The sequence below is a fragment of the Mesorhizobium sp. P2_A8 genome (assembly GCF_056404935.1).
This window is the reverse complement of sequence record NZ_JBFUDB010000008.1, coordinates 423,519-448,294: the sequence shown is the minus strand read 5'-3', so window position 1 is coordinate 448,294 and position 24,776 is coordinate 423,519. Positions and strand designations below refer to the sequence as shown.

Annotated in this window: 21 protein-coding genes; 8 read left to right on the top strand and 13 right to left on the bottom strand. The window is 64.0% G+C overall.

The features are described from left to right. A complete protein-coding gene (locus AC1D10_RS25010) occupies positions 1-1,389 on the bottom strand; it encodes an aminotransferase-like domain-containing protein (protein WP_477276587.1) in 1,389 nt (462 codons plus the stop codon). A gap of 310 nt (positions 1,390-1,699) precedes the next feature. On the opposite strand from AC1D10_RS25010, the gene AC1D10_RS25005 reads away from it, so the two are divergent. The 4 genes from AC1D10_RS25005 to AC1D10_RS24990 are packed head-to-tail and all read left to right on the top strand — an operon-like array spanning position 1,700 to position 6,035. After that, on the top strand, positions 1,700-2,863 hold the full coding sequence (locus AC1D10_RS25005; protein WP_477276585.1) for an ABC transporter ATP-binding protein: 1,164 nt from the start codon (positions 1,700-1,702) through the stop codon (positions 2,861-2,863). 6 nt (positions 2,864-2,869) lie between these two features. After that, a complete protein-coding gene (locus tag AC1D10_RS25000; RefSeq protein ID WP_477276583.1) occupies positions 2,870-3,922 on the top strand; it encodes an ABC transporter substrate-binding protein in 1,053 nt (350 codons plus the stop codon). Positions 3,923-3,927: 5 nt separating this feature from the next. Continuing rightward, entirely contained in the window at positions 3,928-5,205 is a 1,278-nt protein-coding gene (locus AC1D10_RS24995; protein WP_477276581.1) for an ABC transporter permease, read from the top strand. Positions 5,206-5,207: 2 nt separating this feature from the next. After that, positions 5,208-6,035 carry an ABC transporter permease gene (locus AC1D10_RS24990; protein WP_477276579.1) on the top strand — a complete coding sequence of 276 codons (828 nt, stop codon included), beginning with the start codon at positions 5,208-5,210 and terminating at the stop codon, positions 6,033-6,035. Positions 6,036-6,191: 156 nt separating this feature from the next. On the opposite strand, the gene epmA is transcribed toward AC1D10_RS24990, so the two are convergent. Beyond that, the gene (gene epmA, locus AC1D10_RS24985; RefSeq protein WP_477276577.1) at positions 6,192-7,244 is read right to left on the bottom strand and encodes an EF-P lysine aminoacylase EpmA; all 1,053 of its coding nucleotides are present in this window, start codon (positions 7,242-7,244) and stop codon (positions 6,192-6,194) included. A 113-nt stretch (positions 7,245-7,357) separates the two neighbouring features. Here epmA and efp point away from each other — a divergent pair, with 113 nt between their 5' ends. Next, complete coding sequence (gene efp, locus AC1D10_RS24980; RefSeq protein WP_027038615.1) at positions 7,358-7,927, top strand: elongation factor P; 570 nt, start codon at positions 7,358-7,360, stop codon at positions 7,925-7,927. 32 nt (positions 7,928-7,959) lie between these two features. Here efp and AC1D10_RS24975 read toward each other — a convergent pair whose 3' ends face one another. Beyond that, on the bottom strand, positions 7,960-8,862 hold the full coding sequence (locus tag AC1D10_RS24975; protein WP_477276574.1) for an HNH endonuclease: 903 nt from the start codon (positions 8,860-8,862) through the stop codon (positions 7,960-7,962). Between the two features lie 220 nt (positions 8,863-9,082). Between AC1D10_RS24975 and AC1D10_RS24970 the strand changes: the two genes are divergently transcribed. Next, a complete protein-coding gene (locus AC1D10_RS24970) occupies positions 9,083-9,625 on the top strand; it encodes a dihydrofolate reductase family protein (RefSeq protein ID WP_477276572.1) in 543 nt (180 codons plus the stop codon). A 45-nt stretch (positions 9,626-9,670) separates the two neighbouring features. On the opposite strand, the gene AC1D10_RS24965 is transcribed toward AC1D10_RS24970, so the two are convergent. From AC1D10_RS24965 to AC1D10_RS24945, 5 genes are all read right to left on the bottom strand, one after another. Further along, positions 9,671-10,540, bottom strand: coding sequence for a patatin-like phospholipase family protein (locus AC1D10_RS24965; RefSeq protein ID WP_477276570.1), 870 nt, complete (start codon positions 10,538-10,540; stop codon positions 9,671-9,673). Then, entirely contained in the window at positions 10,537-11,907 is a 1,371-nt protein-coding gene (locus AC1D10_RS24960) for a M16 family metallopeptidase (RefSeq protein ID WP_477276568.1), read from the bottom strand. Before AC1D10_RS24960 ends, AC1D10_RS24965 begins: the two co-directional genes overlap by 4 nt. Positions 11,908-12,056: 149 nt before the next feature. Beyond that, on the bottom strand, positions 12,057-13,445 hold the full coding sequence (locus tag AC1D10_RS24955; protein WP_477276566.1) for a M16 family metallopeptidase: 1,389 nt from the start codon (positions 13,443-13,445) through the stop codon (positions 12,057-12,059). A gap of 120 nt (positions 13,446-13,565) precedes the next feature. Continuing rightward, a complete protein-coding gene (rsmD, locus tag AC1D10_RS24950) occupies positions 13,566-14,120 on the bottom strand; it encodes a 16S rRNA (guanine(966)-N(2))-methyltransferase RsmD (RefSeq protein WP_027034651.1) in 555 nt (184 codons plus the stop codon). A 30-nt stretch (positions 14,121-14,150) separates the two neighbouring features. Then, positions 14,151-16,334, bottom strand: coding sequence for a pseudouridine synthase (locus AC1D10_RS24945; protein ID WP_477276563.1), 2,184 nt, complete (start codon positions 16,332-16,334; stop codon positions 14,151-14,153). 241 nt (positions 16,335-16,575) lie between these two features. On the opposite strand from AC1D10_RS24945, the gene AC1D10_RS24940 reads away from it, so the two are divergent. Further along, positions 16,576-17,025: a nucleoside deaminase gene (locus AC1D10_RS24940; RefSeq protein WP_477276561.1), complete on the top strand. Its 450-nt coding sequence runs from the start codon at positions 16,576-16,578 to the stop codon at positions 17,023-17,025. A 39-nt stretch (positions 17,026-17,064) separates the two neighbouring features. Here the strand turns inward: AC1D10_RS24940 and AC1D10_RS24935 are convergent, their stop codons facing one another. From AC1D10_RS24935 to AC1D10_RS24925, 3 genes are all read right to left on the bottom strand, one after another. Next, complete coding sequence (locus AC1D10_RS24935; RefSeq protein ID WP_477276559.1) at positions 17,065-17,745, bottom strand: hypothetical protein; 681 nt, start codon at positions 17,743-17,745, stop codon at positions 17,065-17,067. 209 nt (positions 17,746-17,954) lie between these two features. Further along, positions 17,955-20,912 carry an isoleucine--tRNA ligase gene (ileS, locus tag AC1D10_RS24930; protein WP_477276557.1) on the bottom strand — a complete coding sequence of 986 codons (2,958 nt, stop codon included), beginning with the start codon at positions 20,910-20,912 and terminating at the stop codon, positions 17,955-17,957. A gap of 235 nt (positions 20,913-21,147) precedes the next feature. Next, positions 21,148-21,954, bottom strand: coding sequence for a MipA/OmpV family protein (locus AC1D10_RS24925; RefSeq protein WP_477276555.1), 807 nt, complete (start codon positions 21,952-21,954; stop codon positions 21,148-21,150). A 189-nt stretch (positions 21,955-22,143) separates the two neighbouring features. On the opposite strand from AC1D10_RS24925, the gene AC1D10_RS24920 reads away from it, so the two are divergent. Then, the gene (locus AC1D10_RS24920; RefSeq protein WP_477276553.1) at positions 22,144-22,698 is read left to right on the top strand and encodes an HdeD family acid-resistance protein; all 555 of its coding nucleotides are present in this window, start codon (positions 22,144-22,146) and stop codon (positions 22,696-22,698) included. Between the two features lie 93 nt (positions 22,699-22,791). On the opposite strand, the gene AC1D10_RS24915 is transcribed toward AC1D10_RS24920, so the two are convergent. After that, a complete protein-coding gene (locus AC1D10_RS24915; RefSeq protein WP_477276551.1) occupies positions 22,792-23,772 on the bottom strand; it encodes a bifunctional riboflavin kinase/FAD synthetase in 981 nt (326 codons plus the stop codon). A gap of 6 nt (positions 23,773-23,778) precedes the next feature. After that, positions 23,779-24,639, bottom strand: coding sequence for a TIGR01459 family HAD-type hydrolase (locus tag AC1D10_RS24910; protein ID WP_477276549.1), 861 nt, complete (start codon positions 24,637-24,639; stop codon positions 23,779-23,781). Positions 24,640-24,776: the final 137 nt, after the last annotated feature.

The window sequence follows — 24,776 nt, the reverse complement described above, 5'->3', positions numbered from 1 at the left end:
CTAAACGAAGCCAGGCAATTGCAAATGGCCGGCTGCAAGCAGTTCGGCCATCATGGTCAGCGCGGTGCGGAGATCGTCCAGCGAGCGGGCGGCACCGACGTTGATCCGCACCCCATGCTGCACCGGTTCGCGGCCGACAGCGAAGGCATCGCCGGGAAGCACGGCCACGCCGCGCTCCAGGCAAGTGCGGGCGAAACCGGCGCCCCGCCAAGGCTCTGGAAGTCGTAGCCAGGCATGGGTCGAAGTGGCGTGGCTCTGGACATCGTAGCGGCCGAGGATTTCGCTCAGCACCGCCTGGCGCTGGCGCAGTTCCTGCTTCTGGGCCTCGATGATGCGGGCGGCCGTGCCTTCTTCGATCAGCCGCGTGCCAATGAGCGCCGTCAACGGACTAATGCTCCAGCAATTGATACGCAAAGCCGCCGCGACCTGGCCGGCTATGGTGCGTGGCGCGATGACGAAGCCGAGCCGCAGACCCGGCGCCAGGCATTTCGACAAGGCGCCGATATGGACGGTCAGTTCGGGCTCGATGCTGGCCAGCGATGGTGGCGAATTGTCGGCCAGCGGGCGATAGACGTCATCCTCGATGATCAGGACGTTGTGGCGCCGGGCGACGGCGACCAGTTCGTGCCGGCGCTGTTCGCTCAGCGTTATGGTCGTCGGATTGTGCAATGTCGGCACCAGGAACACCGCGCGGGGACGAAGCTGAGCGCAGGCGGCTTCGAATGCGTCGGGCCGCATGCCGCCGCGGTCCATGCTGACACCCCTGAGATCCAGCCCATGCACGCGGCACAGCGCGTTGATGCCCTGATAGGTCACCTCGTCGGCGAGCACGACCTCGCCCTGCCTGGTCACCGCGCCGAGCACGCAGTCGAGCCCGTGCTGGGCGCCGGCGGCCAGCACCACCCGGCCGGGATCGCCGTCGCCGGCCACCGGCCGCATCCATTCGGCAATCGCCGCCCTCGCCCATAGCGGCCCCTCGGCCGGATGATAATCCTGCAGCGTCGGGTAACAGCGGTCCTTGGACAGGCGCGGCAGAAGCAGCGCCAGCGCGTCGAGATAGGCGGAGGTTGCCGGCCGGTTGACGGAAAGGTCTATGACACCGGTGTCATCGCTCGGCGCCGAGACGAAGCCCGGCCTCTCGCCGGTGTCGCGGGCAGCAACCGTGGTGCCGCGTCCGGGACGCGCTTCGAGCAGACCGCGCTGCTGCAGCGTCGACAGGGCGCGCGTCACCGTGGTGACGTTGATGCCGAGAGCGCGCGCGATCTCGCGCTGCGGGGGCAGCCGGTCGCCGACGGCGAGCGTGCCAGCAGCGATGCGTTCGGCAATCGCGTCGGCAAGGCGGCGATAGACCGGACCTTCATCCGAGGCGAGCTTGAGGTCTTGAAGCATGCGGCTTTCGGTAGGTTGATACGATCTGGCTACGGCGCATCTAGCATAAGACAACGCTCCGGACAATAGCACTTGTCTGGCCCTTAATTCGAAGTATGGCTGCTTAAAACTCACACAATCGCACAAAAAGACGCTTGACGGGCAAACTTGTCTGCATCTATGGTCTGTTAGACATAGATTGTATGAGCATACAAGTTTGGATAGCCGCCCCTTGAGCGGCCAGCGTTATGCGAGACCCAGACATGCACGGCAAACAACAGCGCGTTTCGACTCGTGGCCCCTGTAGCCGCACAAGAGAAGCCGGCCGGTGATGGCCAAAGCGGCAGCCTTGTCGATCGAAAGCGCGGGGCCCGGCGCGGATGCCGGCCGCCAGGGATTCGTCGAGTTCGTCGATGTCGAGAAATCCTATGACGGTCGTGCCTTCGCGGTGACGCGGCTGAACCTCAGTGTCGCACGCGGTGAGTTCCTCACCCTTCTCGGTCCCTCCGGCTCAGGCAAGACGACGACGCTCAACATGCTTGCCGGTTTCGAGCGGCCGACCAACGGCGTCATCACGCTCGAAGGCCGCTCGGTCGACCGGCTGCCGCCCTATGAGCGCAACATCGGCATGGTGTTCCAGAACTACGCGCTGTTTCCGCACATGAGCGTGGAAGACAACGTCGCCTTCCCACTCTCCGTGCGCAAGATCGGCAAGGCCGACATCGCCGCCCGCGTCAGCCGCGCGCTGGACATGGTGCGGCTCAGGCCGTTCGGCGACCGGCGGCCGGCACAGCTTTCCGGCGGCCAGCAGCAGCGCGTGGCGCTGGCCCGTGCGCTGGTGTTCGAGCCCAGCCTGGTGCTGATGGACGAGCCGCTCGGCGCGCTCGACAAGAAGCTGCGCGAGCACATGCAGCTCGAGATCAAGCAGCTGCACACGATGCTCGGCGTCACCATCGTCTATGTCACGCACGACCAGAGCGAGGCGCTGACGATGTCGGACCGTGTCGCCGTGTTCAACAATGGCGGCATCGCCCAGCTCGGCTCACCCGACGATCTCTACAACACACCGCAGAGCTCGTTCGTTGCGAGTTTCATCGGCGAGAACAACACGCTGGCGGGCAAGGTCGAGCGGGTGATCGGCAAGGAATGCCGCATCGCGCTGGATGGCGGCGGCGCGATCACCGCGCAAGCCATCGGCGTCGCGGACGGTGCTGACTGCCATGTTGCCATCCGCCCCGAGCGGCTCAGCCTCGCGGACGGCGGACACGCAGAAAACAGACTGGCGGCGACGGTCGATGGCCGCATCTATCTCGGCGACCACCAACGGCTGCTGGCCAGGCTCGAAAATGGACAGGTGCTGACCGTCAAGGTCGGCCCGGAAACGACCATGGCGAATGGAGAGCCGGTGATGGTTTCCTGCACGCTCGGTGATTGCCGCGCCTTTCCGGCCGATGCCGGAACGGGCGGATCGAAGTCAAAAACAACAGGGGAGTAAGATCAGATGAAAATCACAAAGACCCGGCTGCTCGCGCTCGCTGCGGCCACCGCCTGGATGGCGATAGGACATGCGGCTGTCGCCGACGAACTGTCGATCATGGCCAGCGGTGGCGCCTGGCAGGACGCGCAACGCAAGGCATGGTTCGAGCCGTTCAGCAAGGAAACCGGAACCAAGATCGTCGAGCAGGAATATCTCGGCGATCTCGGCAAAGTCAAAGCCATGGTCGACACCGGCAACGTGCCGATCGACCTGGTGACGGTGGAGACCGCGACCGTGCTGCAGGGCTGCGACGCAGGCATTCTCGAGCGTCTCGACTATTCCAAGATTGCACCGCGCGAAAAGTTCATCGAAGGGTCGGCACTCGACTGCGGTGTCGGCCTCGACGCCTATGGCGATATCCTGGCTTACGATCCGACCGTGCTGAAGGAAGCTCCGACCTCGGTGCTCGATCTGTTCGACACGAAGAAGTTTCCGGGCAAGCGCGCCATGCGCAAATTCCCGGCGCAGAATCTCGAATGGGCGCTGATGGCCGATGGCGTCGCGCCGGCCGATGTCTACAAGGTGCTGGGAACGCCGGAAGGCGTCGACCGCGCCTTCAAGAAGCTCGACACGATCAAGAAGGACATCGTCTGGTGGGATGCAGGCGCGCAGCCGGCACAGCTTCTCGCCTCGCAGGAAGTGGTGATGACGACGGCCTGGAACGGCCGCATCCAGAACGCCATCGACACCGACAAGAAGCCGTTCAAGATCGTCTGGAACAACCAGATCCTCGAATACGACATGATCGCCATTCCCAAGGGCGCCAAGAACCCGGACCTCGCCTACAAATATCTGGCCTATATCAGCCAGCCTGAAAACAATGCCAAGCTCGCCAGCTATATCACCTATGGGCCGGTGCGGACCGATGCCGCGTCCTTCGTCGCGGCCGATGCGTTGCCGAAATTGCCCAACGCGCCTGACCATCTGGCTGGCGCCTACCTCGTCGCCGACACCGAGTTCTGGGGCGACTATGGCGAGGATCTGGTCAAGCGCTTCAACGCCTGGCTGGCGCAGTAAGCAAAATGTCGGCTCTGGAGCCAACGCATCTCGACCAGTCGCGGGCAATCCGCGACCGGTCAACCACCGGTCCGGCCAAGTCGGTGGCGGCAGCACTGCGGCGCGCCGAATTCGGCGACCGGCTTCGCGCGCTGGCGCTGGCCGCACCGCTGCTGGTGCTGCTGGCGCTGAGCTTCGGCATCCCGATCGTGCTTTTGCTGTCGCGCGCCGTCTACGACCCGACGATTGCCAATGCCCTGCCGCAGACCACCCAGGCACTCGGCGGTTGGAACGGCCAAGGCCTGCCTGACGATGCCGCCTTCGTGGCGCTCGCGGCGGACCTCAGGAGCAGCCAGGCCAAGGGCACTGCATACGAACTCGCCAAGAGCCTGAACGCACGTTTGCCGGGCGCGCGCAGCCAAGTGCTGAAGACAGTGCGCCAATTGGAAAGCGCAGGCGACAAGCCGCCGCTCGAGGTGGTGAAATCCGTGCCGTTCTGGTCGCAGCCCGGCACCTGGCCAGCCATTGCCAACGGCACGCACAGCGTCACCTCGTTCTATCTCATGAGCGCGCTTGATCTGCGCTGGAACAATGATGGTGGCATCGAACGCGTACCGCCCGAACAGGCGATCTTCCTGCAGGTGTTCATGCGGACGTTCTTCGTCGCCGCCGCGGTGACGCTGGCGACGCTGATCCTGGGCTTTCCGCTGGCCTATCTCATCGCCAGCGTGCCAAGAGGCCTTGCCGCCATCCTCATCGTCGCGGTGCTGCTGCCATTCTGGACGTCGATCCTGGTGCGCACAGCCGCCTGGACTGTGCTTTTGCAGAAATTTGGCCTGGTCAACGACCTGCTGTTGTGGCTCGGCGTCGCCGACGCCCGGCTCGACCTGATGTACAGCCGCATCGGCCTGATCATCGCCATGACCCACATCCAGCTGCCGTTCACGCTGCTGCCGATCTACAGCGTCATGCGCACGATCCAGCCTTCGCAGATGAAGGCCGCCTATTCGCTCGGCGCAAAGCCTTTCACCGCCTTCATGCGCGTCTACCTGCCTCAGGTCTTTCCCGGCATCATGGCTGGCTGCCTGCTGACCTTCATCCTGTGCCTCGGCTACTACATAACGCCGGCGCTGATCGGCGGCGCCAGCGACCAGTTGATCAGCAATTTCATCGCCAACTACGTCAATGTCGAGCTGAACTGGGAGATGGCGGCGGCGCTCAGCTTCATCCTGCTCGTCTTCACGCTGGCGCTGTTCGGCATCTTCGCCCGCATCCTCGGCCTCGACCGCTTCAAGCTGGTGTAGCCATGCTCCTGTCTCCCTACCCAACGCTTGGAGAACGCATCCGCATCGGGCTGCTGTGGTTCTGGTGCGGCCTGGTCATCCTGTTCCTGGTGGTGCCGATCCTGATCCCTGTACCGTTGTCGTTCAACAGCGGCACCTTCTTCATCTTTCCGCTGGAGGGGATTTCGACGCGCTGGTACGAGGTCGTCCTCGGTACCCAGCGCTGGCAGGCGGCAATCGGCAACAGCCTGATCGTGGCTTTCGGCACGACGCTGATCGCAACCGTAATGGGCACGCTCACCGCAATCGCGCTGTCCGACGAAAAATTTCCCGGACGCCGCATCGTCATGCCGCTGCTGCTGTCACCGCTGATCGTGCCGGTGGTGATCACCGCCGTCGGCTCGTATCTTTTCTACGCCCGCGTCGGCCTTGCCAGCACCTATGCCGGCATCATCCTGGCGCATACCGCACTTGCCAGCCCCTTCGTGGTCGTCACTGTGGGCGCGAGCCTGACCGGCTTCGACCGCAATCTGATGCGCGCCGCCGCCATCTCCGGGGCGAAACCGGTGACCTCGTTCTTCAGGGTGATGCTGCCGCTGATCCTGCCCGGTGTGCTTTCAGGTGCCGCGTTTGCCTTCGTCACCTCGTTCGACGAGGTGGTCGTCGTGCAGTTCCTGGCCAGCGCCAACCAGCGCACCATGCCGCTCGAAATGTTCATTGGCTTGCGCGAAAAACTATCCCCGGCGATCACCGCCGCGGCAACGCTGATGATGGGGCTTTCCATCGTGCTGCTGGTCGTCGCCAACCTTCTGTCGCGGCGCAGCCAGCGGCGACCGGTTGCAAGCTCTTAGGCCTGGTACACGACCACTCCTCAGAGACAGTTTCGAAATTCGCTCTGGCGAGTCATATGGTGGTGGTTTCGAGAACCGTAGCGCAGCGGACATTTGGTCCGTGAGCAACGGAAGCGCAGAAAACGCCGCTAGATGGTAGAATTTCCAAACAGTCTCTCAGGCGACAGGCGTCCAGATGATATCCTCGATCTTCTGGGCCCCGGTCGCCAGCATCACCAGGCGGTCGAAGCCGAGCGCGATGCCGCTGGCCTGCGGCATGATGGCAAGGGCGGCGAGAAAATCCTCGTCCAGCGGATAGCGCTCGCCATAGATGCGCTCTTTCTCGTCCATCTCGAGGATGAAACGCCGGCGCTGCTCATCGGCATCGGTCAGCTCGCCAAAGCCGTTGGCGAGTTCGACGCCACAGCAATAGAGCTCGAAGCGCTCGGCGACGCGTGGATCCTTGGGGCTCGGCCGCGCCAATGCCGCCTCGGCCAGCGGATATTCGCAAAGGATGGTCGCGCGCCCCTGCCCGAGGAAAGGCTCGATCTTTTCCACCATCACCCGGCTGAACAAATCGGCCCAGCTGTCGTCGGGCGCGGTGCGCAGGCCGGCCCGGGTCAAGGCGGCGTAGAGCGCGTCGCGGTCGGTGGCGCCGTCGGCGGCGACCGTGGCCAGCAGATCGATGCCGGAATAGTGGGTGAAGACATCCGCCACCGTCAGCCGTTCCGGCTCGGCGAACGGATCGCAGTCGCGCCCCCGGAAGGAAAAGCGCTTCGTTCCTGTCCTTGTCGCGGCCAGTTCCAGAAGCGCCGCGCAATCCTGCATCAGGCTCTCATAGGCCTCGCCCACCCGGTACCATTCGAGCATGGTGAATTCAGGATGGTGCAAGGGGCCGCGCTCGCGGTTGCGGTAGACCGGCCCGAGGCTGAAAATGCGCTGCTCGCCGGCGGCAAGCAGCTTCTTGCAGGCGAACTCCGGCGAGGTATGGAGATAGAGCGTCGAGCGCTCGCCGTCCGCCCCGACCACTTCCGTGACGAAAGCCGCCAGATGCGCCTCGTTGCCGGGCGAGACCTGCAGAGCCGCGGTTTCCACCTCGACGAAATCGCGCTGGGCGAACCAGTCGCGCAGGCCGGCCGCGATGGCGTTGCGCAGCATCAGCCGCGGGCGGCGGTCGGCGTGGACATGCGGCGTCCACCAGGGCGAGGCATCGGGCGACGTATCGGTCATGGGGCTCAGATCATATGGAATGGGGCTGGCGGTTGCGGCCAAGATGCGCTAGTTCGCAGCGGACGGCTGCTGAAGCCGATTTGTACCAATCAACCATTTCAGGATTGTAAGCCGTGGTGAAAGTCATCGCCAGTTCGCTCCGCAAAGGCAATGTCGTCGACAAGGACGGCAAGCTTTATGTGATCCTCTTTGCCGAAAACATCCACCCCGGCAAGGGCACGCCGGTGACGCAGCTCGACATGCGCCGCATCGGCGACGGGGTGAAGGTTTCGGAGCGCTACCGCACCACCGAGCAGGTGGAGCGCGCCTATGTGGAAGAGCGCGAGCACACCTTCCTCTATCGCGACGGCGAAGGTTTTCATTTCATGAACCCGGAAAGCTACGACCAGGTGGCGGTGTCGGAAGCCGTGGTCGGCGACATGGCGCCTTACCTCCTGGAAGGCATGGCCGTGCAGGTGTCGCAGTTCAATGGCATTGCCATTTCCCTCGTGCTGCCGCAGCGCGCGACCTTCGAAGTGGTCGAAACCGAGCCGACGACCAAGGGACAGACGGCCTCGTCGTCCTACAAGCCGGCCGTGCTGTCCAACGGCGTGCGCACATTGGTGCCGCCGCACATCGCCCCCGGCACCCGCGTGGTGGTGATGACCGCCGATGGGGCTTATGTGGAGCGGGCGAAGGACTGAGACGCCATCGCTCATTAGCCCTTTGGGCTACATTATTGCTTAAAGCAGTTCTCTCGGTGCCATTGCAGGAAATGAGGGTGTGGGCGTTCGAGTTGTCGACGAGGCGGAAGCGCGCGGCGAGACTTGTTTATGAACCCATGCACGCTGTCGGGGTCGTTGACCTGTCGTGAGATCAGGATTTCCAGATCATCGGACAAGCTGATTAATCCGCGATCGAACATCCAATGCGCAGTGCCGGACAGTGCGATCCCATTGTTTATGACATCAGGTCCGTTCGCCTCGACCGGTCGAATGTGCGCGGCAGAAACCTCTGCCCGGCCACCGCCATTTATCAGCTTGAGACCCGTGATCGCGCAGCGCTCATCATAGGCGCGTAAGACGATACGACGGAAAATGCGGTCGCGCACGATTCGCGACCCGATGTAACTCACACGATCGCGGTTCTGCTCGAACTGAAATGGAGGCTGCTCATCCTGGAAGCCGCCGACAGATGTACCAATCTTATCGACGCGCGGAAGCAACGAGTCGCTCGTGCCTAGACCCAAATCGACAATGCGGTTGAAGTCGCTTCGGCTGAGTGGACGGACCGCCGATTGGGCGCGACCGGAAATCCGCCCTTGGTCGTTGAGTAGGCCGCCCTCAACGAGACCGTCCATCCCGCTAAACGGGACATGATTGGCGAAATCGAGATAGGATCCTGGCTCGATCAATGCGAGGTACATGCCAGGCGCCACAGGGTCTGAAATAACCTGCTGGACTTTGGCTATGGCGAAATAGCCACGGGTGTCATCTACCTTGCTGGGTTCGTAGTAGATGATCCAATCGCCAACACATGCTTCCACACGGCGCAGATATTGGCTCGGAAACTGATATTGCTCAGCGGGGCTGTCATCATAGATCGAATCCGAGCGGTGGATGAAGACCCCAAACCCCATGATCTTCCTGCAATGCGCTCTTGGGAATAACTGCTTGCGATGTACCACCAAAATCCGATCTTGGGGGTTTAGTCCAGGCCGATCGAACTTTTCCCATGGAATCGGTCTTTCGTAAGCTCGCGCTGAAAGCTGCCCTCAGACAAAGCGCCGCGACATTTTTCACGAAGCGTGTCGCAGAAGGCCCATGCGGTTCGTCCTTTGACGGAAGAAGGAGAACGCCATGCGAAAACTTATCGTCACCGAATTCATCAGCGTCGATGGCATTGCCGAGGTCGAGAAGCTGCCCAGTGTGACCTGGAACGACGAGATGAACAGGTTCAAGGAGGACGAGCTTGCCGACAGCGGCACCATGCTTTTGGGGCGCGCAACCTACGAGATCTTTGCTGGCTCATGGCCCAAGGAAACCGGGGATTTTGCCGATCGGTTCAACGCACTGCCAAAATATGTCGCCTCGAACAGCCTGAAGGCGCTCGACTGGAAGCCGGCTGAATTGCTGAAGGGACCCCTGCCGGAAGCGGTGAGGACGCTGAAGCAAGGCAGCGGCGGCAACATCTATGTGCATGGCAGCCTCAGCGTCGCGCAGGAGTTGCTGCGCCACGGCCTGGTCGACCGCGTTAGGCTGCTCAGCTACCCCGGCGCCGTCGGCCAGGGCAAGCCGCTATTCCCCGTCGGCGAGCCAGTGGCGCTCGAGTTGATTTCGGCCAAGCCGTTCAGCAACGGCGTTGTGTCGCTGGAGTATGCGCCGGCGGCGGCGAAGTCGTAGTCGGCTTCCATGCTTGTATGACAACAGCAACGTCGCGCCCGTCCGTCACCCGGCCTTCTTCCCTCGCCGCCCCTTGACGGCAGCGCCATTTCTAGCCTCCACCACCCTCTCCACCTGCCGCTTCAGCTCGTCCTTGATGTCGGCCGTATCGTTCATCAGGGCGTCGATCTTCAGGAAATCGAGGACGCGGTATTTCGAGACTGCCGGGCGGACCAGGATGTCGGGGCGGCTTTGTCTCAGCTTGTTGGCGATGATCGACTGCATCATCAGCTGCGTGGCGCCGAACATCAGGTCGACGGAGGTCGGCTGCTTGCGGTCGGCCTCTTCCGGCGCGCCGACCACGTCGACGCCGATGATGATGTCGGCATCGTTTTCGATCAGGTCGAACGGCACCGGGTTGTAGATGCCGCCGTCGATCAGCAGCCTTCCGTCGCGCGTAACCGGGCGGAACACGGCGGGAATGGCTGCTGAAGCGGCCAGCGCCGAGTGTAGGTCGCCGTCGTCGAAGACGGCCAGCTTGTGACCGAAATAGTCCGTCGCCGTCACCTTGAGCGGGATCTTGAGCTCGGCGAAGGTTTCGGGAATGGCCTCGGGTAGAAAAGCCTTCAGGATGCGCTCGACATTGAACTGGCTGACGCGGATGCCGCCCTGCATGGCTTCGGCGATCGTGCCCGGCCGCGCCCGCCACATGCGGCTCGCCACTTCGGCGCGGCGGCCGAGGATCGAGCGGGCGTAGTGGTGGATGTCCTTGCCGGTCATGCCAGCGGCCATGCCGGCACCCATGATGGCGCCGATCGACGAACCGGCAATAGTCACCGGCCTGATGCCCAGCTCGTCCAGCGCCTCGATTACATGGATATGCGCCAGCCCGCGCGCACCGCCGCCGCCGAAGGCGATGCCGAAGGTCGGGCTCATCCCTTGCCGGCCCCGTCCAGTTTCGGGCCGATGACCATGATCGTCGGCTCAGTCGACAGCAGCTTTTTCGCCGCCGCCTTGACCTGATCGAGCGTCACCGCGTTGATGTAGGCGGCGCGGCGCTGCATGTAGTCGATGCCGAGATCGTCGAGCTGCAGCTCGACCAATGTCGCGGCAATGGAACTCGAAGAGTCCAGATTGTTGATGGCATAGGCACCGACCAGATATTTCTTGGTCGCCGCCAGCTCCGCTTCGGTCGGGCCCTCCTCGGCCAGTTGCTTGACCACGTCGCGAACGATCCCCAGCGTCTCGGCCGCGCGGTCGGAGCGGGTCCCAGTGCTGACGATCAGCGCATTGGAGTGGTCCTGGTTGACCAGCGAGGAGTTGACGCTGTAGGCCAGCCCGCGCTTCTCGCGCACCTCCTGGAACAGGCGCGAGGTGAAGGTGCCGCCGCCAAGGATCTCGTTCATCAGCACGGCGGCAAAGAAATCCGGCGCCTTGCGCTTCACGCCGGGATAGGCCAGCTGCAGCGAGGTCTGCGGCAGATCGTAATCGACCTCGACATGCTGCGCCAGCTTCGGGTCGATATCGGCCACCGGCTTCAGCGCCTGGTTTTGCGGCAGGTCGCCGAACACCTCGTCGAGCTTCTTCTTCAGGGTCTCGGGATCGATGGCGCCGACCACGGCGACATGCAGGCCGCCACGCGCGAACACCGCCTTGTGCAAGGCTTTCAGATCATCCGGGGTGATGGTGGCGATGCTCTGCCTGGTGCCCTGGTCGGAGCGTGAATAGGGATGATCTCCATAGAGTGCGCGCGCCCATTTGTTCTGCGCGACCGTATCGGGATCGTTCTCGCCGGCGATGATGCCGGACAGGATCTGGGCGCGGATGCGGTCGATCGGCAGCTGGTCGAAACGCGGCTCGTTGACAGCCAGCCGCAACAGGTCGAACGCCTCGTCGCGCTGCTCGGCCAGCATGCGCATCGAACCGTAGATGCCGTCACGGCTCTCGTCGAAGCTCATCTCGGCGCCGGCATCGTCGAGCCTGATCTGGAAGGCCTCGCTGTCGAGCGGGCCGGCACCTTCGTCGAACAGGCCGGTCATCAGATTGGCCAGGCCCTCCTTGCCGGCCGGATCCTGCGTCGAGCCGCCGCGGAAGACGAAACGGATGGCGACGACCGGCACGGAATAGTCCTCGACCAGCCAGGCGGTGATGCCTTTTGGCGAGGTGACGGACTGGATGTCCATGGCGCGCGCCGTCAGTGCCGGCAGGATCAGGAAGAGAATGGAGAGAAAGAGCGTTGCGAGGGCGCGCCATGCAGCAATTGTCGGCAGCGACCAATTGCGGAAGTCGGCGCTCCCCCTCACCCAGCCTCCGCTTCGCTCGGCGGACCTCTCGCCGTTGAGGAGAGGAGTTTGCCAACGGTGGCGCCAGCCTCTTCGCCCCAGCGGGGAGAAGGTGGCCGCGAAGTGACGGGATGACGGGGCTGTCTCGCGCATGGGGATCGACTTCATCATCAATTCCCCGCCTGTTGCTGCGGCAGCAGATAGCCGGTCGTCGACCTATCGAGTACCAGATAGCGCGCGGCGACGGCCTTGACCTCGTCGGCGGTGACCTTGCGGATGCGGTCCGGCCATTGCTGGACGTCCTGGACGTTGCCGCCGGTGGCCAGCGTCGAGCCGTAGATGTTGGCCATGGAATCCTGCTTGTCGCGGGCAAAGATCATTGAGCGCACATAGCGGTCCTTTGCCTTCTCCAGCTCCGCTGGTGTGACGCCATCCCTGACGATGCGCGCCACCTCGGCATCGACCGCCGCTTCGACGTCGGCGAGCTTGGCGTCGCCGCGCGGCGCGCCGTAGACGGTGAAATTGGTGTCGTCGAGCATGGTGCCCTGGAAATAGGCGCCGGCGTTGGACGCGATGCCTTGCTGGACGACGAGTGCCTGGTAAAGCCGGCTGCGGTTGCCGCCGCCGAGGATCTCCGCCAGCAGGTCGAGCGCCTCCGCCTCGCCCGGCTTGCCGGAATGATAGGACGGCACCACCCACTGCGTGGAAAAGCTCGGCACGCTGACGCGGGCATCGGAGAGCGTGACCGTGCGCTTGGTGTTCTGCTCCGGTTCAACCGGGCGGATGCGCGGCGGCAGATCGGGGCCACGAGCCACCTTGCCAAAGGTCTTCTCGGCCAGCGCCCGCACCGCATCCGGCTGGATATCGCCGGCCACGATCAGCACGGCGTTGTTGGGCCGGTAGTATTTGTCATAGAAGGCCGTGGCGTCGGTGCGGTTCAGCTGTTGCATCTCCTGCATCCAGCCGATGACCGGAATGCGATAGGGCTGGTTCTGCCATAGCGTCGCATCGACTTCCTCGTCCAGCACCGCCTCCGGACTGTTGTCGATGCGCGAGCGACGCTCCTCGAGGATGACGTCGCGCTCGGTCTTGATGACATCGTCGGTGAGGATGAGGTTGCGCATGCGGTCGGCCTCGAAGCTCATCATCAACTCGAGCGCCGACGGCGCCACCGTCTCGTGGAAGGCAGTGTAGTCGTAGGAGGTGAAGGCGTTGTTGGAGCCGCCGATGTCGGAGATGGCGCGGTCGAACTCGCCGGCGGCATGGTGGGTCGTCGCCTTGAACATCAGATGCTCGAAGAAATGGGCGATGCCGGATTTTCCGGGTGGCTCGTCGGCGCTGCCGATCTTGTACCAGACCATGTGGGTGACGATCGGTGCACGGTGGTCGGGAATGACGACGACCTCCATGCCGTTCTCGAGCAGGAAATCCGTCACCTTGAACGCGTCCGGCATCGTGTTGGACGACACGGCACTGTCGGCCAGCACCGGGCCGGTCATAACGAAAGTAACTGACGTCGCCAGCAGCGTTGCGCGCAGCCATTCAACCCTGGATGTCATCAATGGCTCCGATTTCCTGGCAGGACGATAGGCAAGGTGCTGGCGACAAGCAAAGTGAATTGTTCGTCATGTTGCCGGCAAAGGCGGCGGCAAAGAGGCCGGCCATGGATGCAGGGCGTATCAGGCGGCCTCGATGAAGCGGATGACGGTCTCGCCATAGTTGCGCTCGTCCAGCACGGAAAAGCCGGGGCCCGGCTCGAAGGGCGCCACTGCCGCCTCCTCGACCACGCACAGCGCGCCGGGGCGAAGCCAGCCGCCGGCCCTGGCCGATTGCAGGGCGCGCTCGCCGAGGCCCTTGCCGTAAGGCGGGTCGGCGAAGACGAGGCCGAACGGCGCCAGCGTGCCGGCCTCGCCAAGGCCGGTGGCGTCGCGGCGAAAGATCTTGGTGCGGCCGGTCAGGCCGAACGCCTCGACATTGTCGCGGATCAGGCCACGGCCTTCCGCCGATTCCTCGATGAAGACACCGTAGGAGGCACCGCGCGACAGCGCTTCGAGGCCGAGCGCACCGGTGCCGGCGAACAGGTCGAGCACGCGGGCGCCGTCCAGTTGCTCAGCGAAGCGATGCGCCAGCACGTTGAAGACGGCCTCGCGGGTGCGATCGGTCGTCGGACGAATGGCGCTGCTGCGAGGCGTCGCCAGGGGACGCCCGCGAAACTCACCGCCGACGATCCTCATTATGATGCGGGCCTCATAATAATCCGGGCCTCATCTCGTCCTGGGGCCCTTGGGGCCGCTGCGCGGCCGCTCACCGCCACCGGCGCCGCCGGGACGCTCGCCACGCGGCTTGCCGAACGGCTTTGCGCCGGCCGGTTTGCCATAGGACGGCTTGAACGATGCCTTGCGCGCCTTGGCGTCAGCCGCCTTGGCGGCGTCGGCCTCTGCCCTGCCCTTGCCGATCGGCCGTGCGCCCGGCGCCATCCAGACATTGGCCTTGCGCTGGCCGGGCGGCTCGATCGGCCGCTGCTCGCGCTCGGATTTCTTGCCGCCGCCCGGCTTGCCGCCAAAACCACCGCGCGGCTTGTCACCAAAGCCGCCACGGGGCTTATCGCCAAAGCTGCGTTCGGGCCGCGGGCCACGCTCGCCATAGCTCTTTTCCGGCCCGGCGCCCCTGTCCGGACTTGTCGACAATTTGCCCAGCGCCTCGTCGCGGCTGCCTTCGCGGCGCTTGCGGTTCTTGATCAGCCCGCCCTCGCCAATCGGCCGGCGCTCGCCGTCCCGGGTGAATTTCGGCCGTTCCGGCTCCGGTTCGCGGACTTCGGTGCGCCGCACCGGCTTGTTGGAAAACGGCTTGGTGACCTCGGCGTCGAAATTGGCGCCGGATTCCTCGACCAGACGCTCGCCAAGCTGGTCGCGCAGCACCCTGCCCTTGATCTCCAGCACATGGCCCTCGGCGAGATCGTCGAGCTGGAATGGCCCGTAGGAGATGCGGATCAGTCGCGTCACATCGAGACCGAGCGAACCGAGGATGTTCCTGACTTCGCGGTTCTTGCCTTCGCGCAGGCCGATGGTCAGCCAGGCATTGGTGCCCTGCTCGCGGTCGAGCGTCGCTTCGATGGCGCCGTAGAAAACGCCGTCGACGGCAATGCCTTCACGCAGGCCTGCAAGCGCGCTTTCCTCGACCTTGCCGTGGACGCGCACGCGGTAGCGGCGCAGCCAGCCGGTGGCCGGCAGTTCGAGAACGCGCGACAGGCCGCCATCATTGGTGAGCAGCAGCAGGCCTTCGGTGTTGATGTCGAGGCGACCGATGGTCATCAGCCGCGGCAATTCAGCCGGCAGCACGTCGAAGACGGTCTTGCGGCCCTCGGGATCGCGGTTGGTGGTGACGACGCCGGCCGGCTTGTGGAACAGGAACAGGCGTGTGCGCTCGATCGGCGGGATTTCCATGCCGTCGAGATGGATGATGTCGTCGGGCATGACGTTGAAAGCCGGCGAGGTCAGCGCGCGGCCATTGACCTTGACGCGGCCGGCGGCGATCAGCTCCTCCGCATCGCGGCGCGAAGCAAGGCCGGCACGCGCCAGCCGCTTGGCGATGCGCTCGCCTGCCTCTTCCGTCGCTTCCGCGGAACGCGGACGCGGCTTGAAGCCGGCACCCGATGCCCCTTGCGGCCGATCACTGAAGTCGCGCTTGGGACGGTCGCCACCGAAGTCACGCTTGGGGCGGTCAGCGAAGTCGCGCTTCGGACGATCGCCGGCGTCGCGCGGAGTGCGGTCGCTAAAATCTCGCTTGGGACGGTCGAAACGCTTTTCGCCGCCCTCCGCTGCCGCGGCAGCCGGACGATCGCCACGTGGCGCATAAGGTTTGCGCGGTCCCTCGCGCTTTTCATAGGGCTTGCGCTCACCCTCGGCCGCCATCGGGCGGTCGCCGCGCGGTGCATAGGGCTTGCGCGGGCCCTCGCGCTTTTCATAAGGCTTGCGCTCGCCTTCGGCCGCGATTGGGCGGTCGCCGCGCGGCGCATAAGGCTTGCGCGGGCCTTCGCGCTTTTCATAAGGCTTGCGCTCGCCTTCAGCCGCGATTGGGCGGTCGCCACGCGGCGCATAGGGTTTGCGCGGTCCTTCGCGCTTTTCATACGGCTGGCGCTCACCCTCGGCCGCTATCGGGCGGTCGCCACGCGGTGCGTAGGGCTTGCGTGGGCCCTCGCGCTTCTCAAAAGGCTTGCCTTCGGGACGCGGCCCCTTGCTGAATGGCTTGTCGCCGCCCTTGAAGTCGCGCTTCGGGCGCTCGCCTTCGGCGGCCATCGGCCGGTCCCCGCGCGGCGCATAGGGCTTCTTGGCGCCAAAGGACGGCTTGCCGCCTTTGCTGACGGCGTCGCGGCTGCGCGGTCCCGCGGCTTTCGAGCCGCTCCTGACCGGACCCTTTTTGGGTCGGAATTTCTTGTCGTTGTCGTCCATGTGGCCTTTGTCCGTTTGCGCTGCTACAGCGTGGCGCATCCTTTTGGGCGCGCAACGAACGCTGTAGCACTTTTGATTTGGCGCATGATCATTTCCGAAAACCGAGTCCGATTTTCGGGGTCATGCGCTCAATAACAGGATCACCGGAGTTTGTCAGGGAAAAGTGGACACCGGTTTTCCGGCAAGACAAACGAAAACCAAAAGCCTGGAGTGGCGAGGAGATAATCGGAATGGAGATCGCGTGAAGCGACCGGATTTCATGGCGCTGGCGCTGAAGGAGGCTGAAGCCGCCGCCTTGCGCGGCGAAGTGCCGGTCGGCGCGGTGATCGCCAGTGGCGGCACGGTCGTTGCCAGCGCCGGCAACCGCACCCGCGAGCTTGCCGACCCGACGGCGCATGCCGAGATGCTGGTCATCCGCGAAGCCTGCCGCAAGCTGTCCATCGAACGGCTTACCGGCCACGATCTCTATGTGACGCTGGAGCCGTGCACCATGTGCGCTGGCGCCATTTCCTTCGCCAGGCTGCGTCGGCTCTATTTCGGCGCTGCCGACGACAAGGGCGGCGCGGTGGTCAACGGCGCGCGCTTCTTCGCCTCGCCAACCTGCCACCATGCGCCCGACATCTATCCGGGCATCGGCGAGACCGAAGCGGCCCTGCTGCTCAAAGGATTTTTCCGGGAGCGGCGCGACTGAACCAGGCGCAACGCAAAGAGCAACGAGCGTAACCCGTCTTTACAGGGACGGCAGCCAGTCGAACCAGCCGCTGCCCTTCTTGCCTTCCGCCTCTTTCTTCAGGCGGCGTTCCTTCTTGTACTCGTCCTCGCCAAGCTCGTTCTGCGGCGCGGTGTCGGCGGCGACGCGATACTGCACCGGCGGTTCGCTCAGATATTTGCGGGTGTTCGGGTCGCCCTGCTTGCTGTCGGCAAGACGGCGCTGAATCTCCGCGGCGCGGCCCTTGTCCGAATCCGCCGGAGACCAGCGTGGCGGGTGGCTCGAAGCGGAGTCTTCCATCGCCTTCTTCACCGAAGCCGGATCGGTCTGCACATCGTCGACGATCTCCGACTGGTAGCCCGGATCATTCTGGTGGGCCGTCGCGTCGGCACGCAGGCGGGCGCGGCGCTGCTCTGGCGATTCGGGCCATTCGGCGCTCGCCGTCTCGATGCTGTCCTGCGGCGCCGGCAGCGCTTCCTTCTGGCCTGGCGCCGGCTTCACCAGCGTCGGACGCGGCTTGTAGTCGATCTGTTCCTTGCGCTTGGGCGCGAACGAAAAGGCGCCGGAAATATCGCCAGCCAGCTGTTCGCCGGCGGTCTTGTCGGTGCCATAGGTCGGTGAGCCCATGCAGCCGGACAAGGCCAAGCCCGATGCGACAAGCGGCGCCAGCAGCGCAAGGCGCGCGTTATATCTCTCGGTCATGCCAAAAAGTCCCACTGTAGACAGCCTCTCGATTGCCACCGGCCTTATGTCCGGTCCCCATCGTCCAAGCTCTTGCGACGGAAATCCGGCGACAATTTGTCTTCCGGAGTTTCGCGTGTTTACCTCAACCACTCGTTAAGGGCAACGCGCGGGCGGTTTTCGCCCGCCCGGCGTGGCATTTGTGCACCGATAGTGCCTTTCCGGCCGGCTCAAAGCCGGCCAAGCGCCTTCAACTCGCGCAGCACCGCCGCATCGCGCGCCGAAACGTCGGGAAACGCAGCGTCCTGTCCGACATCGGCGGTGTAACGCCAGGAGCGTGCGCATTTCACCAGGCCGCGGTCCTCCGCCTTCTCGACCACCACGGCGACACCCCTGACGTCGTCGAGCGTGAAGGCGCCGGCCGGCGCGTCGCCATGGGCGATGACCAGATCGCTGGTGATCGCCATCTCGGCCATGTCGACATCGGATATCGCCGCTTCGAGCGCTGCATCGTTTATGGTCACGACCGGCACCGCTTCCAGCGACGAACCGATCACCTTCTGGGCGCGTGCGATCTCCAGCGCGCCGGTGACGACGCGCCGCACCTGGCGCACCTTGCGCCACTTTTCCGCCAGCGCCTCGTTCTTCCAGTCCGCCGGGATATGCGGAAACTGGTCGAGATGCACCGAGACGGCGTCCGGATGACGGTCGAGCCAAGCTTCTTCCATGGTGAAAGGCAGCATCGGCGCCAGCCATTTCACCAGGCAGTCGAAGAGATGCCGCACCACCTGCACCGAGGCCTTGCGCTTCACGCTCGACGGCGCGTCGCAGTAGAGCGCATCCTTGCGGATGTCGAAGTAGAAGGCCGACAGTTCCACCACCATGAAGTCGAGCAGCATGCGGGTGATGCGCTTGAACTCGAAGGCGTCGTAGCCCGAGCGCACGACGTCATCCAGCTCGGCCAGCCGGTGCAGCATCAGCCGCTCCAGCTCCGGCATCTTGTCCAGAGGCACCTCTTCGCCATCGTCATGGGCAAGCGTGCCCAGCATCCAGCGGATGGTGTTGCGCAGCTTGCGGTAGGCGTCGATATTGGTCTGCAGCACGTTCTTGCCGAGCCGCTGGTCTTCCCAATAGTCCGTCGTCACCACCCACAAACGCAGGATGTCGGCGCCTGACTGCTTGATGACGTCCTGCGGCACGACGGTGTTGCCGAGCGACTTCGACATCTTGCGGCCGTCTTCGTCCATGGTGAAGCCATGGGTGACGACGGTGTCGTAAGGCGCCCTGCCCCTGGTGCCGCAGCTTTCGAGCAGCGAGGAGTGGAACCAGCCGCGATGCTGGTCGGAGCCTTCGAGATAGACATCGGCCGGCCATTTGAGATCCGGACGATCCTCCAGCGTGAAGGCGTGCGTCGAGCCCGAATCGAACCATACGTCGAGGATGTCCATCACCTGCTTCCACTTGGATGCATCGTGATTGCCGAGGAAGCGTTCCTTGGCGCCGGCGGCGAACCAGGCATCGGCGCCCTCCTGTTCGAAGGCGTCCATGATGCGCTGGTTGACCGCCTCGTCCTTGAGCACATTGCCGTCGGCATCGGCAAAGACGGCGATCGGTACGCCCCAGGCGCGCTGGCGCGACAGCACCCAGTCAGGGCGCTCCTCGATCATGGCGCGGATGCGGTTCTGGCCGGCGGCGGGCACGAAACGGGTGTCGTCGATCGCCTTCAGCGCGCGGCTGCGCAACGTCGAGCCGTCGCCGAGGTCCTTGTCCATGTAAACAAACCACTGCGGCGTATTGCGGAAGATGATCGGTTTTTTGGACCGCCAGGAATGCGGGTAGCTGTGCTTCAGGCGGCCTCGCGCGAACAGCGCGTTGCGCTTGATCAGTTCGTCGATCACAGCCTGGTTGGCGTTGCCCTTTTTGCCGTTGTCGTCGATGACGCGTGCGGCTCCGCCCTCGCGATCCGGACCTAAACCCGGCGCGTCCTTGGTGAAGAAGCCGCCATCGTCGACGGTGAACGGGATGGCGCTGTCGATGCCGCGGGCGCGCAAGTCCGCCGCCGCATCCATCCAGGCGTCAAAGTCCTCGCGGCCGTGGCCAGGCGCAGTGTGGACGAAGCCGGTGCCGGCATCGTCGGTGACATGGTCACCGGCGAGCATCGGCACGGGGAACTCATAGCCTCCGCCAAAGCCCTTGAACGGGTGCGAAAGCGTAAGACTTCCAAGCTCTTCCGCAGAAACACTGCGAATGCGATTCAAGGTTACCTTGGCCTTGGCAGAGGATTCGTCGGCCAGCGCATCGGCGAAGATGAGCTTTTCGCCCGGCTGCGGGCCGAACGCATTCTCGGCCGCCGTCACCTCGTAGAGGCCATAGCCGATGCGTGGTGAGTAGTTGACCGCGCGGTTGCCCGGGATCGTCCACGGCGTGGTCGTCCAGATGACGACGTGCGCCTGCAACAGGTCCAGCGCCCCCTCTGTCAGTTTGGGCTCGCCATCATCGACAGGCCGCACCAGGCTGACGATGGGAAACTTCACCCAGATCGTGTCGGACTCATAGTCCTGGTACTCGACCTCGGCTTCGGCAAGTGCCGTGCGCTCGACGACGCTCCACATCACCGGCTTGGAGCCGCGATAGAGCTGGCCCGACATGGCGAACTTCAGCAGTTCGCCGGCGATGCGCGCCTCGGCATGGAAAGCCATCGTCGTGTAGGGATTCTTGAAGTCGCCGATGACGCCGAGCCGCTGGAACTCGCCGCCCTGCACCGTGATCCAGTGCGCGGCGAACTCGCGGCATTCCTTGCGGAACTCGTTGACCGGAACCTCGTCCTTGTTCTTGCCCTTGGCGCGATACTGCTCCTCGATCTTCCATTCGATCGGCAGGCCGTGGCAGTCCCAGCCCGGCACGTAGTTCGAGTCATAGCCGCGCATCTGGAACGAGCGGGTGATGACGTCCTTGAGGATCTTGTTCAGCGCATGGCCGATATGGATATTGCCGTTGGCGTAGGGCGGGCCGTCATGCAGCACGTATTTGGTGCGGCCGGCCGCGCTCTCGCGAAGCTTGCGGTAAAGGTCCATGTCCTGCCAGCGCTGGACCAGCAGCGGCTCCTTCTCGGGCAAGCCGGCGCGCATCGGAAAATCCGTCTGCGGCAAATAAAGCGTCTTGGAATAGTCGATTGTCTGGTCGGTCATCGGTCTGCCATGTGCATTGCCCGGCGGCGAAGGGCTCGGGCGTTGAACTATCATGATTTGGAAAAAGCGCGAGAGGCCGCGCGCAAGATTCCCGGCGGCTCCGGCGGCGCTCAGGCCGCCCGGAACACCGGGCCGGTAATTCGTATCGTCAGCGCGTGAAGGCGCGAAAAGCTCGTCATTGGTGGGCTTTTAGCGGAGATAGGCGCAGGAATAAAGCGTCTCTCGTTCGATTCCGCTACATCGTGAAGTCGAAACGGTAGCTGGTCGACACGCCGATCATGAACTGGTTGCGGTCGCCGCGTTCCCTGACCAGGCTGGAATCGGCCGCCGGTCCCATCAGGCGTGAATATTCGCCGAACAGGCTGGCGGTCATCGGTTCGGTCACCTTCCAGGTTATGGCTCCGCCAAGACCGGTCGATTTCAGGCCGCCACCGGGATGATATTCGTCGAGGCCCGAGGCGACGGCCTCCTGGGCGTCGACGCCATAATAGGCGTCAAAGTAGTCGGCCGAGGCGAATGAAACGCGCGGCCCGCCCGAAATCCGGACAGCTGGCGTAATGTCATAGAACGCGTCGGCGGTGATGTCGGCGACAAAGCCGTTGTGGGCACGAATGCCGTGGCGCAGTTCGGCACGGGCGCGTAGCCAATCGGTCGGATAGAATTCGAAGAAGCCGCCGACCTCCCCGCCCCAGCGAACCGGATCGAGGCCCTTCAGTTCATCGGCATTGTCATCGTCACGGGAAAACAGGAACTTGCCGGTCAGACCGGCGCGAACGCCGCCATCATCGACCAGCGCCAGCGAGATGTTGTCGTTGCGCGAGGTGAAGCGGGCCGCCGGTCCGGCCTTGCCCAGAGAGATGATCGGCGAGGCGCTGAGCAGGTACTTCTTGCCGCCCTCGAAATTCGGCGCCACCATGCCGGTGGCACCAACGGTCAAATACCAGTCGCCGGACAGCCACCTGCCCTCGCCCGCATTGGCGACACCCGCGCCGCCCAGCAGCGCAGCGGCCAACACCACAGAGATTTTCCCGACCGGACTCATGGCTACTCCACTAACACAAACGCGCACGCTTACCGATGAAAGCTTTGACGGTGGTTTGGTAAAATTTGGTTTAAGCGCGAGACATCCGATTGCGGTTATCCCGCCGTGGTCATCGGCTGGACGTTGGCAGGCGCCGGGACTAACCTCCACCTGGCAGTAACCCGCAGCCCTTTTATGGAGACCGCGACAATGACCCTGCACGGCGACGCCTTGAGAACCGCGATTGAACAGACGCGGACAAAATGGGGATGGTTCGTCGCGCTCGGCGTTCTGCTGCTCATCTTCGGCGGCATTGCCTTCGGCAATCTGTTCGTTGCCACCGTGGCTTCGGTCTATGTCGTGGGATGGCTGATGTTGATGGCCGGCGTCATCGAGATCGTGCATGCCTTCGGCGTCAAGACCTGGAGCCGCTTCTTCTACTGGCTGCTCAGCGGGCTGCTTTATGCCGTCGCCGGATTTTTCGCCTTCGACAATCCGCTGCTTGCCTCTGCGGTATTGACGTTCCTGCTGGCGATCGCCCTCGTGGCGTCCGGCGCGCTCAGGGCCTGGGTCGGCTACAGCCACCGGCCGGAACGCGGCTGGGGCTGGATCGTCGCGGCCGGTGTCATCAGCGCGCTTGCCGGTCTGATCATCGCCATGGGCTGGCCGGTCAACAGCCTGTGGGTGCTCGGATTGTTTCTGGCGATCGACCTGATCTTCCAGGGGTGGACCTTCATCGCCGTCGGCCTGGCACTGAAAAAGTAGAGTCTTGCCTGAGCATGATCTTGTCCGAAGGTCAGCCAAGCAAGCGCAGGAACCACCTTTTGCAGGCCGGCCTCGCCTGAATATCGACAGACCCTAGAACGCCATGGCCGTGTCGAGGTCGGACAGCGGCCTGACGCCGGCAAGCAGCGCACGCGCCTCGGCTTCGTCGCGCTTCATCTGCGCGACCAGCGCGTCGAGCCCTTCGAACTTCACCTCGGGGCGCAGGAAACCGAAGAAGGAAACCTGGCAGACCTCGCCATAGAGGTCGCCCGAAAAATCAAAGACAAAGGTTTCCAGCAGCTGTGCGCCATTGTCGTCGACGGTCGGGCGGCGGCCGAAGCTGGCGACACCGTCGCGAAGCGTGCCGTCGGCGCGACGAAAGCGGACGGCATAGATACCCTCTTTCAGGGCAACTTCCCCGGAAAGCCTCATATTCGCGGTTGGAAAGCCAAGCGTGCGGCCGAGCTGCTGGCCGCCAACAACCTCGCTTTCGACGGTGAAGCGATAGCCGAGCAATCCGGCGGCCTCGGCCACCTCGCCCTCGCTCAGCAGACCGCGGATGCGGCTCGACGACACCACCTCGGCGCCCTCGTCACGAAAGGCGTCGACGAGGGTGACGCCGAAGCCGTGGCGCTCGCCGGCCGCCATCAGGTAGGCCGGACCGCCTTGACGGTCCTTGCCGAAATGGAAATCGAACCCGGTCACGGCATGGGTAATGCCGAGGTTTCGCTCCAGCACATCGGTAACGAATGCTTCCGCTGATAGCGAGGCGAAGTCGCGCGTGAACGGCTGCTCGACGAGCGCGGCAAAGCCCAGCAACGACAGCAGCCGCGCCTTCATCGGCGGCGGCGTCAGCACGAACAACGGCATATCGGGCCTGAAGACCTTCCGCGGATGCGGTTCGAATGTCAGCACCAGGGCCGGCACTCCGCGCCGCCCGGCCTCGGCCAGGGCCCGCTCGAGCACCGCCTGATGACCGCGATGGACGCCGTCGAAATTGCCGATCGCCACCACGCCGCCACGCAAATCGGCGGGCAGCGGCGCGGTTGCCAAAATGTGCTGGAAGGCTGCCATCGTCACCTACCGCAGTCTGGGAATGACAGCCACCGGACGATACCCATGCTTTTCCAGGAAGGTCGCCAGCCTTGCCGGATTCGGTTGCAATGCATCGCCATACTCGCGTGCATGGATGCCGCCGGACACATAGAGAACGTCGAAACCATTGTCGACCGCACCCTTCACGTCGGTCATGATGCCGTCGCCGATGGCCAGCACCTGCGAACGCTCAGTTGGCCGGCCAAGAATCTCCGCAATCTCCTTCATCGCGACGTTGTAGATCGGCGTGTGAGGTTTCCCGGCGACCAATGTGCGGCCGCCGAGCTGGGCATAGTCGCGTGCCAGCGCGCCGGCACACCAGATGATGCGTTCGCCGCGCTCGACCACGATATCGGGATTTGCACAGATGAAGGGCAGGTTCCTGGCGCGCAAGCGCCGCAGAAGCTCCGTGTAGTCCTCGGGCTTCTCGACCTCGTCATCGAAGAGACCGGTGCAGACGACGCCGGACGCCTCGAATTCCTCGACGATCTCGACGTCGAGACCGTCATAGAGCGTGAAATCGCGGTCGGCGCCGATATGGAAAATCTTGCGCGGGCCCTCGGCGATCAGGTCGCGGGTCACATCGCCTGATGTGACGACACGGTCGTAGGCTGATGGCGGAACGCCGATCGCGTTCATCTGCGCCACGACATCGGCACTTCTACGCGGCGAATTGGTGATCAGGACGACGGGGATGTCTGCGTCTCGAGCCCTCGCCAGCGCCGAGGCCGCGACAGGAAAGTGGCTCTCGCCATTGTGCACCACACCCCAGACATCGCACAGGATTGCCGAATAGGCCTTCGACACGTCTTCGAGCGAGCCGATGATTTCAGGCGAATCCGCCATGCCGTTTCCTTCAGTCATGATCATTGCGAGCACCGCGGCCGACGGTTCGCCGCAGCCGGTTCGGATTAGCCGAACCGCTCCGGCCTGTCACCAGCTTTCGCCGGACACCCAGATATCGTCAGCTTCGCCGGATTGGT

Excerpts from the sequence above, each read along its gene's own strand:
- AC1D10_RS25010 (WP_477276587.1), bottom strand. The coding sequence starts at position 1,389 with ATGCTTCAAGACCTCAAGCTCGCCTCGGATGAAGGTCCGGTCTATCGC.
- AC1D10_RS25005 (WP_477276585.1), top strand. The coding sequence starts at position 1,700 with ATGGCCAAAGCGGCAGCCTTGTCGATCGAAAGCGCGGGGCCCGGCGCG.
- AC1D10_RS25000 (WP_477276583.1), top strand. The coding sequence starts at position 2,870 with ATGAAAATCACAAAGACCCGGCTGCTCGCGCTCGCTGCGGCCACCGCC.
- AC1D10_RS24995 (WP_477276581.1), top strand. The coding sequence starts at position 3,928 with ATGTCGGCTCTGGAGCCAACGCATCTCGACCAGTCGCGGGCAATCCGC.
- AC1D10_RS24990 (WP_477276579.1), top strand. The coding sequence starts at position 5,208 with ATGCTCCTGTCTCCCTACCCAACGCTTGGAGAACGCATCCGCATCGGG.
- epmA (WP_477276577.1), bottom strand. The coding sequence starts at position 7,244 with ATGACCGATACGTCGCCCGATGCCTCGCCCTGGTGGACGCCGCATGTC.
- AC1D10_RS24975 (WP_477276574.1), bottom strand. The coding sequence starts at position 8,862 with ATGGGGTTTGGGGTCTTCATCCACCGCTCGGATTCGATCTATGATGAC.
- AC1D10_RS24970 (WP_477276572.1), top strand. The coding sequence starts at position 9,083 with ATGCGAAAACTTATCGTCACCGAATTCATCAGCGTCGATGGCATTGCC.
- AC1D10_RS24965 (WP_477276570.1), bottom strand. The coding sequence starts at position 10,540 with ATGAGCCCGACCTTCGGCATCGCCTTCGGCGGCGGCGGTGCGCGCGGG.
- AC1D10_RS24955 (WP_477276566.1), bottom strand. The coding sequence starts at position 13,445 with ATGACATCCAGGGTTGAATGGCTGCGCGCAACGCTGCTGGCGACGTCA.
- rsmD (WP_027034651.1), bottom strand. The coding sequence starts at position 14,120 with ATGAGGATCGTCGGCGGTGAGTTTCGCGGGCGTCCCCTGGCGACGCCT.
- AC1D10_RS24945 (WP_477276563.1), bottom strand. The coding sequence starts at position 16,334 with ATGGACGACAACGACAAGAAATTCCGACCCAAAAAGGGTCCGGTCAGG.
- AC1D10_RS24935 (WP_477276559.1), bottom strand. The coding sequence starts at position 17,745 with ATGACCGAGAGATATAACGCGCGCCTTGCGCTGCTGGCGCCGCTTGTC.
- ileS (WP_477276557.1), bottom strand. The coding sequence starts at position 20,912 with ATGACCGACCAGACAATCGACTATTCCAAGACGCTTTATTTGCCGCAG.
- AC1D10_RS24925 (WP_477276555.1), bottom strand. The coding sequence starts at position 21,954 with ATGAGTCCGGTCGGGAAAATCTCTGTGGTGTTGGCCGCTGCGCTGCTG.
- AC1D10_RS24920 (WP_477276553.1), top strand. The coding sequence starts at position 22,144 with ATGACCCTGCACGGCGACGCCTTGAGAACCGCGATTGAACAGACGCGG.
- AC1D10_RS24915 (WP_477276551.1), bottom strand. The coding sequence starts at position 23,772 with ATGGCAGCCTTCCAGCACATTTTGGCAACCGCGCCGCTGCCCGCCGAT.
- AC1D10_RS24910 (WP_477276549.1), bottom strand. The coding sequence starts at position 24,639 with ATGGCGGATTCGCCTGAAATCATCGGCTCGCTCGAAGACGTGTCGAAG.